This is a genomic window from Mesorhizobium sp. G2-6-1, assembly GCF_055809095.1.
This window is the reverse complement of sequence record NZ_CM147896.1, coordinates 475,110-490,103: the sequence shown is the minus strand read 5'-3', so window position 1 is coordinate 490,103 and position 14,994 is coordinate 475,110. Positions and strand designations below refer to the sequence as shown.

Sequence of the window (14,994 nt, the reverse complement as noted above, 5' to 3'; positions counted from 1 at the left end):
TGTTCTAGCTGACGCGGTTGCGTTCGACTGTTAGATGCGCGTAGCCGGCGTTACCTATTGCTGCGAGGTCGCCGGTGACTGGCTTTGACCATCGCTGCCCGATGATCGCGCCGTTTTCGGCTCCATCAATGAGATTGTCCGAAATCACCGCCGAACCCGCGCCTTCGACCACGGATACGGCAATTCCGGTTCCGGCTTTTCTAATGATGTTGCCGGTGGCAATGACATTGCGCATGAAGGGTCCCCAGCCGATCTGCACCCCGTAAAGCGGTGCGCCTTCGATGACATTGCCGGTGACGGAAGTGTCGGCCTCTATGCTGATGCCGGTGCCGAAACCGGCTGCTTCAGCAGGGTAGGGACCAACGGATGTGAGGTTGCGCACGATGTTGCCCGAACACACCGCCATGCGGCCGCCTTCGTTGAAATTGACGATGGAGATGCCATTGGCAGCACCGTCGACAATATTATTGCTGATGATTGCACTTTCAAAGGCGAATTCGGAATACACCGCCGTTTCGCCGGAGCGCAGACAGGTGTTGGCAGTGATCTGGAGATTGCTCGCGCTGTTGGCGCGAATGGCGGAAAATGCGCAGTCGGACACGATATTTGCCGAAACGGCGACGTTGTTTGCACGAAATACGTTGATGCCATTGCCATTTTGACCGGTGCCGCCGTTACGCGCCTGAATACGTTCAACACGGTTTCCACTGACGATGGTGCCATCGTCGCCAGCTTGCCACCGGTGGATGAGAATGCCGCCATTCGCACAGTCCGAGACGGTGTTGGCGGATATCGACATTCCAGTGCCTTGAACGCAATAGAGCCCCGCCTCGGCTGCGCCTGAAATGAGTGTGCGCTCCACGCGCCCGGCTACCCGTTCCAGCGCGATCCCGTGTTTGGCGCTTCCAACGATCTGGCAATTGTCGATGACCGCGTGTTTGACATCACGCAAATCCACGAGGCCTTGCGCATAGTCGTCAATCCAATTGTTGGCCCCGTCAAATACCAGTCCGGTAAGTTCGATATGTTCGCCTTGCTCGGCCATGAAAAGATGACCGTTGCCTGCGTAGACGATACGGCTTGCGCCGGGCACGCCGGAGAGGCGCACGCGGGCAGGCAATGTCAGATTTGAGATGACATAGGTGCCGGCAGGCAGGAAAATCGCGGCATCTCCTTTGCTGGCATCGTCCAGCAATCTGGCAAATGCCTTGCTCTGATCGTCCAGGCGATTTGGCTGAAGGCCGAGGTCGGTGGCGTTGATGGCACCGCGCAAAACTGCCGTTTCGATACTTGGCAAGGTGGCCGCTGATGTACTGCCTGGAGACAGCCCGATCGTCAGGGTCCCGATTCCCCCGTCAGCAATGCTCTCCTGTTCAACATCGGCACAGAGTCCCTTGGTTCCCTGCTTGCAGCGCATGAATCGTGCCAGATCGTCCTTTGGTGCCCGCGCGCAATGCCCGCACGCAATGCCCGCACGCAATGCCCGCACGCAATGAATGACTTGTGAAGCGTTCATGCGACGCCTAAGTTTATTCGATGAGCAGAGCATTCACCAGAGAAGAAGACAGCGAGAACGCCATCGCCGGCATTGGCGAACGGCCGGTCAGCGAACACCGCAATCTCGTCACCGAAAATGGACTGATCCTGATCGAGGCAGAACTCGCAAAGCTGCGCGAACATCTGGCGGAAGCAGAAGCGGCCTCCGACCGGGAACGCATCGCGTTGACTTCGCGCGACCTGCGTTATTGGACGGCACGGCGGGAAAGTGCCGAATTGTCGAGACCGGAGCCGGATAGTGACGTTGTTCGCTTCGGCATGAAGGTTCGCCTGGAAAACGAGGACGGCGGGTCCGTAAGCTGGAGAATTGTCGGTGAAGACGAAGCCGATCCGGCCACTGGATCAATTTCCCATGTCTCGCCGATGGCAAGGGCTCTTTACGGCAAGAAATCCGGCGATGTCGCCAGCGTAAACGGCAAGGAATGGGAAATCGTCGGTTTGGAAATACCGGATTGACGAATAACCCGAAGCACTTCGGTCCCTAAAAACACGCTGCAATGTGGTCAGCTCTCTGAAATTAACCGATCCATGAGGCGCTCGGCAGCTTCGGGAATCACCGTTCCGGGCGGGAAGATTTCAGCGGCTCCCGCAGCGCGTACCGCATCATAATCCTGTGGCGGGATGACACCACCGGCAACGATCAACATGTCTTCTCGCCCAAGCTTTTTGAGGGTGGATTTCAGCTCCGGGATCAAGGTCAAATGGCCTGCGGCGAGCGAAGAGGCACCAACGATATGGACATCATGATCCACCGCAAGCTTGGCAATTTCCTCCGGCGTCTGGAACATCGCTCCAACTGTTACGTCAAATCCGAGGTCGGCAAAGGCGGTTCCGATGACTTTCTGGCCACGATCATGACCGTCCTGGCCCATTTTGGCGACAAGAATCCTCGGTTTGCAGCCAGATTTCTTCTCAAAAGTTGAAATTTTATCCTGAAGGCGATCAACCACCGGATTGCTACCGAGTTCCTTGCGATAAACCCCTGCAATTGTTTGAACCGAGGCGACGTGACGTCCGAACGTTTTTTCTAGCGCCAGTGAAATTTCACCGACGGTGGCTTTGGCACGCGCTGCGCGAATGGCAAATTCAAGCAGGTTTTCTCCGCTTTCCGCTGCGCGCGTCAGTGCATCGAGTGCACTTTCAGCCGCGCCGACATCGCGCGTGCCTTTCAACTGTTGCAGTTTGGAAAGCTGGCGTGCCCTGACCTCGGCATTGTCGATCTTGAGTACATCGACCTCGATATCGTTTTCCGGCCGGAAGGCGTTGACGCCAACCAGCGTCTGGTTGCCTGAGTCGATGCGCGCCTGGGTGCGGGCTGCGGCTTCTTCGATGCGCAGCTTGGGGATGCCTTTCTCCACGGCCGCTGCCATGCCGCCGAGTTTTTCGACTTCCTCGATATGGGCAAGTGCGCGCGTCGCAAGGTCATGCGTCAAACGCTCGACATAGGCCGAACCACCCCATGGGTCGATCATGCGCGTCGTACCGGACTCCTTTTGCAGGATGATCTGGGTATTGCGCGCAATGCGCGCCGAATGATCGGTCGGGAGCGCCAAAGCTTCATCAAATGAATTGGTGTGCAAAGACTGCGTGTGCCCCTGAGTTGCCGCCATCGCCTCGATCATGGTGCGAATGATGTTGTTGTAGGGGTCTTGCGCGGTAAGCGACCAGCCGGAGGTCTGGCAATGCGTGCGAAGTGAGAGCGACTTTGGGTTTTTCGGGGCAAAATTCTTCTGCATAAGCTGCGCCCATATGAGACGGGCGGCTCTCAGCTTGGCAACTTCCATGAAGAAATTCATGCCAATTGCCCAGAAAAAGGAGAGGCGCGGCGCAAATTGGTCAATGTCCATGCCGGCAGCCACGCCCGCGCGGGCATATTCGATGCCATCTGCAATCGTGTAGGCGAGTTCGAGGTCCGCCGTCGCTCCGGCTTCCTGCATATGATAGCCGGAAATGGAGATCGAATTGAACTTCGGCATGTGCCGTGATGTATAGGAGAATATATCCGACACGATCCGCATCGATGGTTTTGGCGGATAGATATAGGTGTTGCGCACCATGAACTCTTTCAGAATATCGTTCTGAATGGTTCCTGCCAGATCTTTCTGGGCAATCCCCTGTTCCTCTGCCGCCACGATGTAGAGCGCCAGAATTGGCAGGACTGCACCATTCATGGTCATCGACACGGTCATCTCGTCAAGCGGGATGGCGTCGAAAAGCTGGCGCATATCAAGTATGGAATCGATGGCAACACCTGCCATGCCAACATCGCCGGAGACACGGGGATGGTCGCTGTCGTAACCGCGATGGGTGGCAAGATCGAAGGCGATCGAAAGCCCTTTTTGCCCCGCAGCAAGATTGCGCCGGTAAAAAGCGTTGGATTCTTCGGCCGTGGAAAAACCGGCATATTGGCGGATGGTCCAGGGCTTCTGGACGTACATTGTCGGGTAGGGGCCGCGCAGAAATGGCGCTATTCCCGGATAAGTATCAAGATTTTCAATGCCTTCCAGATCACCGTGGTCGTAGAGCCGTTTCACGGCAATGCCCTCTGGCGTGAGCCACTGGCCGTCCACTTTTGCAGGCGCAGCGCTGGGGGCCTGCCAGTTCATCTTGCTGAAATCAGGTATCATGAATGGGCCTTGATCGACTGGTCGATACGCATGGGAGAAAGCGCCTCGCAAAAGACGATGCCATCGGTTGGCAGAGGGTGCTGCTCGGCAGCAAGTGTTTCGACCGGCCGCTCGCTTTTCACCGGGTAAAGTGTGGTGCCGATGATCGCCCGTTCCCCAGATTGATAGGCTTTGCGGCGACTGGCCATTGCGGCGTTGATCCGTTTCTGGATGTGTCCGGCTTTCAGGCTGTGCAGGACGCCTCCTTCGCCATCGATGCGCTGGAACTCGGTCCATGCAGCCTGGCAAAGCTCGTCCGTGAGCGCTTCGACGCCGCCAGAACCATTGGCCGGGTCCGCGACATGATCGAGATGGCTTTCGCGCGCAATGATGAGTTGCGTGTTGCGTGAAACGCGCCGGGCAAAGCCAGCCGGCAGGCCGTGGGCAAATGTATGCGGCAGGACCGAAATCGAATCGGCTCCACCCGTTGCAGCGGCAAAACACGCGATGGTGTTGCGCAAGATGTTTGTCTCGCTGTCCAGCGCACTCAGCATGCGTTGAGATGTTTCAGTGTGAACGATGGCCGTTGACGGCGGGATCGAACATGCTTCCTGCACCCGCGTCCAAAGCTTGCGCAAGGCGCGTATCTTGGCGATCGAAAGGAACTGATCCTGATCGACGCTCAGCGCAAAGCCGATATGGGGTGCTGCATAGACAAGGGCCTGGCGGGCCTCTTCAAACAACCTCAGATGCGATACCGCCGATGCCAGCATGATGCCCAGTTCTTGCGCTTCGGACGCGCCGGCATTGTGGAATACACGGCCATCGGCCTCCAGAAGGACGCCGGGCACGCCCACGGAGAAGAAATGCGCCAGAGATTGCGGCATGGAAGCCTGAAGCGCTTCGATGGACATGCGCAGCCGTCCGGTTCCTGCAAATATGGCCGCTGGGTCAATGCCGAATGAAAGACTGAGTTTTGCCGGGTCGACCTGACGCCGGCTCAGCAGATCAGCCAACCAATCGGCCATGGCGCGGCTCGCCGGGTGAACGTCTATGCGCAGGTGAGTTCGATCGAGCGCCACCCCGTCCAATACCTGTTCGAGCGTTTGCGCGCTGTTCGGCAAACCGTAGCCGAACGCATTGGGTGCGCCTTCAAAAACCAGCGAAAGCCCGGTAGCGCCCTGGGCCAGATCTTCCGCGATTTGAGTTTTGGCGCGCTCGACATCAGGGTCATCGACGCGTTGGCAGATTGTCCACGCAGCCGTTGGTTTGGCGCGAATTTCGGGCTTCGAATCGGTGGAGCGGGCGTAAAGCGGCTCGACGCGAATTCCATCGTCTGTATGGGACACCAGCGTTTCGTCAAAGGACGCGCCCGCCAACGCCTTCTCGGCAAGCGCCAGCCACTGTTGCTCTTGCGCATCGTGACTTTTTCCGATTTCGGCCAAGGTTGCGACGCCCTCCACTGCATTCAATTCTCGGCCACATCGGCCAGACCACGCCTACTTTACGAGCCCTCGCCTCGTACCGCAATGCAACAGATGTCTTGGATTGGCAGGTTCTGACGTAAACTTGCGTCTTTGATTTTCGCGAGCGCCTGACTATACCTGCCACAAAGCACCGGCTTGCGAAATTGAACACATCGGGTTTGCGGAGATTGCACTATGAGTGAAGACGACAGCATGTTCCTGGGCGCCAGCCGCAAGCCGGATGACAGCTATCAAAGGCCGGAGCACCTTTTGCTCGCCTATGGAAACCGGCATGGGCTGGTGACGGGCGCAACCGGGACGGGCAAGACCGTATCGCTGCAGATCATGGCGGAAGGGTTTTCAAATGCCGGCGTTCCGGTTTTCTGCGCAGATGTCAAAGGTGATCTATCCGGCATTGCCATGATGGGAACGGCTAAGGATTTCCTCGCCAAGCGGGCACAGCAGATCAAGCTGGAGCCATATGAATTTCAGGAATTTCCCGTTATATTCTGGGATTTGTTCGGCGAACAAGGCCATCCCATTCGCGCCACCGTTTCCGAAATGGGCCCTTTGCTTCTGTCGCGGCTGATGGACCTCACCGACGCACAGGAAGGGGTGATGAACATCGCCTTTCGCATCGCCGATGAGGAAGGGTTGCTGCTTCTGGACATGAAGGACCTTCAGTCGCTTCTGGCAAACATTGCCGAGCGCGCAGACGAGATCGGCGCACGCTACGGCAATGTTACCAAGCCCTCCGTGGGTGCAATCCAGCGCTCGCTGCTCGTTCTGGAGCAGCAGGGGGTGACCATTTCTTCGGTGAACCGGCCTTGAAGATCGCCGACATCATGCGCACCACCCGCGACGGGCGTGGTGCCATTAACGTGTTGGCCGCCGACAAACTGATGATGAGCCCGCGCCTTTATGCGACATTCCTGCTGTGGTTGATGTCCGAACTTTTCGAGGTTCTTCCCGAAGTCGGAAATCCCGACCGGCCAAAACTGGTCTTCTTTTTCGATGAGGCCCATCTTCTGTTTGACGATGCACCCAAGGCGCTGATTGAACGGGTCGAGCAGGTGGTTCGCCTGATTCGCTCGAAGGGGGTGGGTGTATATTTCGTCACGCAAAACCCGCTGGATGTACCCGAGACCGTTCTTGCCCAACTCGGCAACCGCGTTCAGCACGCACTGCGCGCTTACACACCGCGCGAGCAAAAGGCCGTCAAAACGGCTGCCGATACATTCCGGCCTAATCCCGATTTCGACTGTGCCACCACGATCACTCAACTTGGCACCGGTGAGGCGTTGGTTTCGACGCTGGAGGTCAAGGGCGTTCCCTCAATGGTGCAGCGCACATTGATCCGACCCCCATCTTCACGCCTCGGCCCGATCACACCGGAGGAACGCAGAAAGCTTATTCTCGAGAGCCCGGTTGCCGGGCAGTATGATGAAACCGTGGACCGCGAGTCCGCTTTCGAAATGCTGCAAAAGAAAGCGCTGGAGGCACATGCCGCCGAACAGGAAGCGCAAGAAGCGCAAGGCAGCAGCCGATCACGCTGGTCCATTCCAGGCTTTGGCGATGACGCTGGTGAAGCCGAGCCAGCGCGTCGCACAACGACGCGGAAGAAAAAGCGCCGGCGCGCAGAACTTCTAATCGCCAGAGCGTCACCGAAGCGGCGATAAAATCGGTTGTCAGGTCGGTTGGCTCATCGGTTGGCCGCGCAATCGTGCGCGGCATATTGGGGAGCCTGTCACGGGGTCGTTAAAGCAATTGCAGGAAAAGTGGTTTCCGGTTTTCCGTCCGCAATTGCGTGAAACAAGTGTCACAATTGCAGGAAAAGTGGTTTCCGGTTTTCCGTCCGCAATTGCGTGAAAGCAAAACTATCCGGCGAGAACGTGGTTCAAGTTTAGAACCACGACCTGCGCACTTTGCCAAGCAGCTCCGAACCTTCAGGCACGCCCGCATCGATGGGGTTCGCCATTTGATAATCAGTCGCCGCAATTTGTGCACCAATGCCTGAAGTGACGATGATCGGGGTGCTGTTGGGGACCCGATCATAGAGGTCGATGATGTCCTGGTTCATGAGGCGCACACAGCCCGATGAAACCGACTTGCCGATGGAATTCCATTCCGGCGATCCGTGCAGGCGATAGAGCGTGTCTTCGCCATTTTGGAAGATATAAAGAGCGCGTGCGCCAAGCGGGTTTTTCAGGCCCGGCTCCATGCCACCATTATCGGCGCTGTATTTCTCCAGTTCAGGCTGGCGGGCGATCATCTCCGCTGGAGGGGTCCATGTGGGCCACTTGCGCTTCCACTGAACGACGGCGCTGCCCGACCACTCGAAGCCGGCACGGCCAAGACCGACGCCGTAACGGATGGCTTGCCTGCCTTCACGCACGAGGTACAGGAAGTGCGCGGACGTATCGACCACGATCGTACCGGGGCGTTCACCGGTTGGGTCCGTCACGATCTGGCGCAAAAACTGAGGATCGATCTTCTGGATCGGAACGGCCGGAATTTCATAGCCTTCGTCGATTATCGGCCCATACATCGTGGTGTAGCTGCCCATATCCGGTTCAACGCTAACAGGCGACTGCGCCTCTGGCGCTCTCCGGCCGGTCGTGGTGCAAGCCGAAGCCGCAAGCGAAGCAGCGCCTAACGCCGTGACATTCAAGAAAGCGCGCCGGCTAATGGCCGGGGAAGATGAAGCAATTTTGGACATTTGGGCCTTTTCTTAGAAATCTGCGCATAAGAAAATGTCTGGGCGCGAGGTTCGCACGGTATCTACCGGCACAATCGACGGCGATAGGTAGCCGCAAATCTGGCTGGAGGGTGGACAAACAAAGGCAAAGCTGTGACGAGCCGGTGTTGTGGTTATTTTGCAACAGTGCGTCAGGCGCTTTTCAACAAGCCCTCCAGCGAAGGAAGAATGAGGCCGGGTGAAAAATCTTCGTACTCTTCGGGTTGATTGCTGCGGTTTACCCACACGGTGCGAAACCCGGCTTTTGTTGCGCCCGCAATATCCCAGCGATTGGACGACTGAAATGATACCGCTTCGGGGTAGAGCCGCCAGGCGGTCGTGACCATTTCGTAAACCGGCGCTTCGGGTTTGAAGCGTTTGACCGCATCCACCGAAAAAACTTCGTCAAGGATCTGGTCGAGTGCAGCAGACTTGACGGCGGCGTCCAGCATTTCCCGCGAACCGTTCGACAGGATGCCGACCTTGGCCCCATTGGCTTTGAGCGCCTTGAGCACACCGGGAACTTCCGGGTAACAATCCAGATGCCAATATGCCTCAAGCAGGTTTGTGCGTAGCGATGGGTCGGCGGTTGGGACTTTGCGCAGCGCAAAGTCAAGCGCCTGCTCGGTCAGATGCCAAAAGTCGACATGGGCACCCATCAGCGTTCTGACCCATGAATATTCCAGCTGCTTGGTGCGCCAGATTTCGGAAAGCAACGGTCCGTGCGGGCCGATAGCCTCCGCATGGCGGCGAACAGCAGCGTGAACATCGAAAAGCGTGCCATAGGCATCGAATACATAGGCTGTGTGTTGCATGAGGTTCGTTGTGAAGTGAGATGGGTGCCGGTGCAAGCACTGATTGAGAATCCAGCCTTGCTGGCATCAACAAATAAATGTGAGGATGATTGACGAAACGCCCCAAAAGCGTTTTCCAATGGTACGTGCTTTCACAGCCGAACGAACGGAATGATAAGATGACACTCGCCATTGCTGCTCAATCGACAACCTGGACATTTGTGGATGGCGACTGGCACGACGGCAATGTTGCAATTATTGGCCCGCGCAGCCATGCCATGTGGCTGGGAACCAGTGTGTTTGATGGTGCCCGCTGGTTCGAAGGTGTCGCGCCTGACCTTGATTTGCATGCCGCAAGAGTGAATGCCTCGGCCATTGCGCTGGGGTTGAAGCCCACCATGAGCCCTGAGGCGATCGTCGAGTTGACGTTGGATGGCTTGAAGAAATTCGATGGCGAGACGGCGGTCTATATTCGCCCGATGTATTGGGCCGAGCATGGCGGCTATATGGGTGTCCCGGCAGATCCGGCATCGACCCGCTTTTGCCTTTGCCTTTATGAAGCACCGATGCTTGCGCCATCAGGGTTCTCGGTGACGGTTTCACCCTTCCGGCGTCCAAGCCTTGAAACCATGCCGACAAATGCGAAGGCGGGATGTCTTTATCCCAATAACGGGCGTGCCATCATGGAAGCCAAGATGCGAGGTTTCGACAATGCCCTTGTCCTGGACATGCTTGGCAATGTTGCTGAAACCGCTTCTTCCAATGTTTTTCTGGTGAAAGAGGGGCATGTGTTTACACCAGCCGCCAATGGAACCTTTCTGTCTGGCATAACGCGTGCTCGTGCCGTGACATTGCTTGCCGATTACGGGTTCAAAACGACGGAAAAAACCTTGTCAGTGCGTGACTTTCTGGAGGCAGATGAGATATTCTCGACCGGCAACCATTCAAAGGTGGTGCCGATTACCCGTATAGAGGATCGAAATTTGCAACCTGGGCCGGTCGCCAAGAAAGCACGGGAACTTTATTGGTCCTGGGCGCATTCGACTTCCACCGACTGAACCCATAAAAGGGAACCGGCGCTTCGTTCAGGAGTTGCTCCGGGGCGATACAGACCTATCTTTATCCGGTAACAGTGCCGGATTATTATTGAGGAGTATATTATGGCTTTCGAACTTCCCGCTTTGCCCTACGACTACGAGGCCTTGCAGCCCTATATGTCGAAGGAGACGCTCGAATATCACCACGACAAGCATCACAAGGCTTATGTCGACAACGGCAACAAATTGGCGGCTGAAGCCGGCATGGGCGATCTTTCGGTGGAAGAAGTCGTCAAGCAGTCATTCGGCAAGAATGCCGGTCTCTTCAACAACTCGGCCCAGCACTTCAATCATGTCCATTTCTGGCAGTGGATGAAGAAGGGCGGCGGCGGCAACAAATTGCCCGGCGCATTGCAAAAGGCGGTAGATGCCGACCTTGGTGGCTACGACAAGTTCAAGGCTGATTTTATTGCCGCCGGCACGACGCAGTTCGGTTCGGGCTGGGCCTGGCTTTCGGTCAAGGATGGCAAGCTGGCGATTTCGAAGACGCCAAATGGCGAAAACCCGCTTGTTCACGGTGGGTCGCCAATCCTGGGCGTCGATGTATGGGAACATTCCTACTATATCGATTATCGCAACGCCCGGCCGAAATATCTCGAAGCATTTGTCGACAGCCTGATCAATTGGGATCATGTGCTTGAGATGTACGAAAAAGCGACATCCTGACACAATGCAAAAGCCCCGGCACGACCGGGGCTTTTCATTTCAACCGGTCCCGGACGCCATTCACGCAAGCGTGAAGCGAAATTTTGGAAGAATTAAGCCAGCCTGATCGTTGGATACCTATTGCGCATTGTCCTCAACATGGAGCCTGACGAATGAAGTTGAAAAAGCTTACACTGGCCATCTCTCTGCTCGCTTTTGCCGGAACAGCCGCGTTTGCCGATCCGTTGGCAGATCGACAGGCATTGATGAAGGAGCGCGGAAAGATCGTTGGCGGTCTCGTCAAGGTGGTCAAGGGCGAGCAGCCTTTTGATTCTGCCGAAGTATTGGCAGCCTTGCAGTCGCTAGAGGCCAATGCGGAAAAATTCGATGCGGATGCAATGTTCCCTGAGGGCAGCAATACCGGGGATACAACGGCTGCGCCGAAAATATGGGAAGACATGGACGGGTTTAACGCTATTGAAGACAAATATCTTCTCGACGTGAAAGCAGCAGTAGCGGCGGCTCCAGCCGACGTAGATGCGCTGAAGGCCGAGATCGGTGCAATCGGCTCAAATTGCGGTACATGCCACAAGAGTTATCGAATCAAGAAGAGCTGATCCTCGTCAATGCTATCGCTGAAGAAACTCATCGCCGCCTTGCTTGTGCTGGGCGGTATCGGCGCGCTTGCTGGGTGGTTTTATCGGCACCGGTCAGGCTTGACCCACAAGTTCTGGCAAATCTTGACCCTGGCGATGCAGCCAGAGGCAAACGCATCTTTTATGCGGGTGGCTGCACCTCATGCCATGCAAAGCCCGGGTCGAAAGGCGATGCGCGCCTTCAACTGACCGGTGGGCTGGCGCTGAAAACGCCGTTCGGCACTTTCGTCGCGCCGAATATCTCTCAAGACAAGAAAGACGGTATCGGAACGTGGTCGCTCGAGAACCTCGCCAATGCAATGCTGATGGGCGTATCTCCATCGGGCGAGCATTTTTATCCGGCATTTCCCTACACGTCATATGCACGCATGAAACCATCAGATATTGCCGATCTCTATGCTTTCATGAAAACGCTTCCAGAAGTTGCGGGCAAGGCTCCCGATCATTCGCTGAGCTTTCCGTTCAACTTGCGCAGAGGTCTTGGACTTTGGAAGCGGCTTTATCTGAGCAAGGAACCGGTGGTCGCGTTTGACGCCACTGTTTCCGATGAAGTTCTTGCCGGGCGGTATCTGGTGGAAGGCCCCGGACATTGTGGCGAATGCCACACACCTCGTTTTTTCACTGGAGGCAGCAAGAAGGGGGCATGGCTTTCGGGTGCTGTTGCAGCAGAAGGTGAAGGGATCGTACCCAATATCACCACCGGTGATGGCGGCATTGGCGTGTGGTCGCAATCGGAAATCGCCGATTACCTTGAAACCGGCTTTACGCCGGATTTCGATACGGTTGGCGGTGCGATGGTCGATGTGCAGCAAAACATCGCCGAACTTTTGCCTCAGGACCGCGCGGCAATTGCCGCCTATCTCAAGGCTATCCCGCCGCATCCAAATGGATATCCGGCGCGAAAACCCGCGCCGAACTGAACCTGTTTTCAGCCTGTTTGTTGCGGCGTTTCCGCGCCCGTTAGTTTTTGTGCGCCAGTTACATTCAGTGCACCCGTTACTTTCAGTGCAAACGCGTAGGTGAAAGCGACTTCCTCAAGACGTGAAAAGCGCCCCGAGGCACCTGCGTGACCTGAATCCATGTTGATCTTGAACAATACGGGATTGGTGCCTGCCTTGTATTCACGCAGTTTGGCGACCCATTTGGCCGGCTCCCAATAGGTAACGCGCGGATCGGTTAGACCTGCAACCGCCAAGATCGGCGGATAGTTGTAAGAGCTGACATTGTCATAGGGCGAATAGGACGCGATTGTTTGATAGTCTTCTTCCGATGCAATCGGATTGCCCCACTCTGGCCATTCAGGCGGGGTGAGGGGGAGTGTCTCGTCAAGCATGGTAGCGAGGACATCGACAAAGGGGACTTCCGCGATGATGGCACCAAAGGCATCGGGAGCCATGTTGACCACAGCACCCATGAGCATGCCGCCGGCGGAACCGCCCTGGGCGACGATGCGCTCATGGGAGGTGTAGTTTTCGCTGACGAGATGGCGAGCCGCTGAGATGAAATCCTTGAAACTGTTTGCTTTTTTCAAGCGTTTGCCATCGTCGTACCAAGTGTAGCCCTTGTCCTTGCCGCCGCGAACATGGGCGATGGCATAAACGAAACCGCGATCAACCAAAGACAGGCAACTGGTGTTGAACGATGCCGGGATGGTGATCCCGTAAGAACCATAACCGTAAAGGAGACAGGGGGCCGATCCATCAAGCGCGACGTCACGCCGATGGATAAGGGAGATGGGCACCATTTCGCCATCATGGGCGGGCGCCATGAGGCGTCTCGTGATATAATTTACGGGATCGTGACCAGAGGGCACTTCCTGCGTTTTGAGCAAGACACGCTGGCGTGTCTGCATATTGTAATCGAAGACTTGTGCTGGCGTGGTCATCGAGGAATACGAAAAGCGCAATATGTCGGTGTCGTATTCATAAGAACCGGCCAGACCGAGCGAAAAAGCCTCTTCATTAAAGGAGATCACGTGTTCTTCGCCGCTTGCGCGCTCATGCACGACGATGCGGGGCAAGCCATCCTTTCGCTCAAGGCGCACGAGGTAGTTGGCAAAGCCAATCAGCGAGAGGATCAATCGCCCCGGTTCGTGTGGCACCAGTTCTTTCCAGTTGGCACGTCTGGGGTCAGGTGCGGGCGCCGTCATGATCTTGAAGTCCTTGGCACCATCGGCATTGGTCAGGATGAAGAAGACATCGCCGCCCTCTTCCAGATCGTATTGCAGCCCTGTTTGTCTCGGTGAGACAATCCTGGGTTGTTCATCAAGGCCTTTGGCGCTCATGATCCTGTATTCGGATGTTTCGTGATCGTTGATCCCGATCAGAATCCATTCGCCGCTGCGTGTGCCACCGACATTCATGAACAAGCCCGGATCAGGCTCTTCATAAATCAACCGGTCGTTTTCTGGCTTGTCCCCCAGTCTGTGAAACAGCACCTTTGATGGGCGATGGTTGGCGTCGAGCCGCGAATAGAAAAACCCGCCATTATTCGCAGCCCATACGCCTGACCCGCCACTGTCGGGAATTTCGTCCGGCAGATCGACATTGTTGGTGACGTCGCGGACACGCAGCGTGAAAAATTCGGAACCCACGTCGTCATGCGCCCACAAAAGCAGCTTGTGATCGGATGAATGATCTATCCCGCCGATGCGGAAATAGGCTTTGCCCTGGGCTTCTTCATCGCCGTCGAGCAATATTTTCTCATCGCCACCATCGCGTGATTGGCGAAAGAAGCGCGGCTGTTGACCGCCAAGCTTGAAGGACGACCCGTAAGCATAGGGTCCGTCCTTCATGGGGACCGAGGAATCGTCTTCCTTGATGCGTCCCTTCATTTCGGCAAATAGCGATTTTTGCAGATCAGTGGTGTCGGCCATCAATTTGGCCTGATAGGCGTTCTCGGCTTCGAGATGGGTACGAATTTCCGGGTCCAGGAGGGATGGTTCGCGAAATACATCCTGCCAGTTGGCGGCTCTGAGCCAAGCGTAATCATCGATTCTGCGCAATGCCGTGGCGTGAGTCGGAAACTGGATGTTTTTCAGCTTGTGGAGGAATGGCCGAAAGAAATGTTGTGGATATTGTCATCATGCCCCGCATCTGAAAATCTTGTGCACCGAATGAGCATGTGAGTTGATGCCATTCAAGTGGGCCAGGAAGAATTGTGATTGGATATTCCGGTGTGGGTTACGGACCGGCGATCCGGTTGCCCCAACCAACGGTCCAGTTAAGTGATTGGAAATACAGTCTTCATGGGAGCAGCGTGCGCGAATTGACGCTCGGTCAAGGCAATGACGGCGCGCGCGACGAGTTGTGCGAGCATCGTAACGTAAATATTTCGTAACGTCATGTAGTGGCACTTATCTTTGAAATATATCGTGTAAGTTGTAATCGAGGTTGTTAATCGATGTTTAACCGTGATGTTTGGTGAATAACATTGG

At 56.0% G+C, this 14,994-nt stretch carries 9 protein-coding genes and 3 pseudogenes; 6 read left to right on the top strand and 6 right to left on the bottom strand.

The genetic code is table 11. From position 1 onward, the window contains the following. Nucleotides 1–4: 4 nt before the first annotated feature. Entirely contained in the window at nt 5–1,516 is a 1,512-nt protein-coding gene (locus tag AC0L7S_RS02325; RefSeq protein ID WP_473472891.1) for a TIGR03808 family TAT-translocated repetitive protein, read from the bottom strand. A 20-nt stretch (nt 1,517–1,536) separates the two neighbouring features. Between AC0L7S_RS02325 and greA the strand changes: the two genes are divergently transcribed. Next, the gene (gene greA, locus AC0L7S_RS02320; RefSeq protein WP_473472890.1) at nt 1,537–2,013 is read left to right on the top strand and encodes a transcription elongation factor GreA; all 477 of its coding nucleotides are present in this window, start codon (nt 1,537–1,539) and stop codon (nt 2,011–2,013) included. A 47-nt stretch (nt 2,014–2,060) separates the two neighbouring features. Here the strand turns inward: greA and scpA are convergent, their stop codons facing one another. Then, nucleotides 2,061–4,184, bottom strand: coding sequence for a methylmalonyl-CoA mutase (scpA, locus tag AC0L7S_RS02315; protein ID WP_473472889.1), 2,124 nt, complete (start codon nt 4,182–4,184; stop codon nt 2,061–2,063). Continuing rightward, nucleotides 4,181–5,608 carry a methylmalonyl-CoA mutase subunit beta gene (locus AC0L7S_RS02310; protein WP_473472888.1) on the bottom strand — a complete coding sequence of 476 codons (1,428 nt, stop codon included), beginning with the start codon at nt 5,606–5,608 and terminating at the stop codon, nt 4,181–4,183. Before AC0L7S_RS02310 ends, scpA begins: the two co-directional genes overlap by 4 nt. A gap of 216 nt (nt 5,609–5,824) precedes the next feature. Here AC0L7S_RS02310 and AC0L7S_RS02305 point away from each other — a divergent pair. Next, a pseudogene (locus AC0L7S_RS02305) lies at nt 5,825–7,391 on the top strand (helicase HerA-like C-terminal domain-containing protein). Nucleotides 7,392–7,532: 141 nt separating this feature from the next. Here the strand turns inward: AC0L7S_RS02305 and AC0L7S_RS02300 are convergent. Continuing rightward, a complete protein-coding gene (locus tag AC0L7S_RS02300; RefSeq protein WP_473472887.1) occupies nt 7,533–8,348 on the bottom strand; it encodes a L,D-transpeptidase in 816 nt (271 codons plus the stop codon). Between the two features lie 170 nt (nt 8,349–8,518). Then, complete coding sequence (locus AC0L7S_RS02295; protein WP_473472886.1) at nt 8,519–9,181, bottom strand: haloacid dehalogenase type II; 663 nt, start codon at nt 9,179–9,181, stop codon at nt 8,519–8,521. A 158-nt stretch (nt 9,182–9,339) separates the two neighbouring features. Here AC0L7S_RS02295 and AC0L7S_RS02290 point away from each other — a divergent pair, with 158 nt between their 5' ends. The 4 genes and pseudogenes from AC0L7S_RS02290 (at nt 9,340) to AC0L7S_RS02275 (ending at nt 12,478) form a co-directional block, all read left to right on the top strand. Then, entirely contained in the window at nt 9,340–10,218 is an 879-nt protein-coding gene (locus AC0L7S_RS02290) for a branched-chain amino acid aminotransferase (protein ID WP_473472885.1), read from the top strand. 102 nt (nt 10,219–10,320) lie between these two features. Then, nucleotides 10,321–10,923 (top strand): superoxide dismutase, encoded by a 603-nt coding sequence (locus AC0L7S_RS02285; protein WP_473472884.1) that lies wholly within the window; start codon nt 10,321–10,323, stop codon nt 10,921–10,923. Nucleotides 10,924–11,081: 158 nt separating this feature from the next. Further along, the gene (locus tag AC0L7S_RS02280) at nt 11,082–11,519 is read left to right on the top strand and encodes a c-type cytochrome (RefSeq protein ID WP_473474145.1); all 438 of its coding nucleotides are present in this window, start codon (nt 11,082–11,084) and stop codon (nt 11,517–11,519) included. A 9-nt stretch (nt 11,520–11,528) separates the two neighbouring features. Then, nucleotides 11,529–12,478: pseudogene (locus AC0L7S_RS02275) on the top strand (cytochrome c). 8 nt (nt 12,479–12,486) lie between these two features. On the opposite strand, the pseudogene AC0L7S_RS02270 reads toward AC0L7S_RS02275, so the two are convergent. Further along, a pseudogene (locus AC0L7S_RS02270) lies at nt 12,487–14,641 on the bottom strand (S9 family peptidase). Nucleotides 14,642–14,994 lie beyond the last annotated feature (353 nt).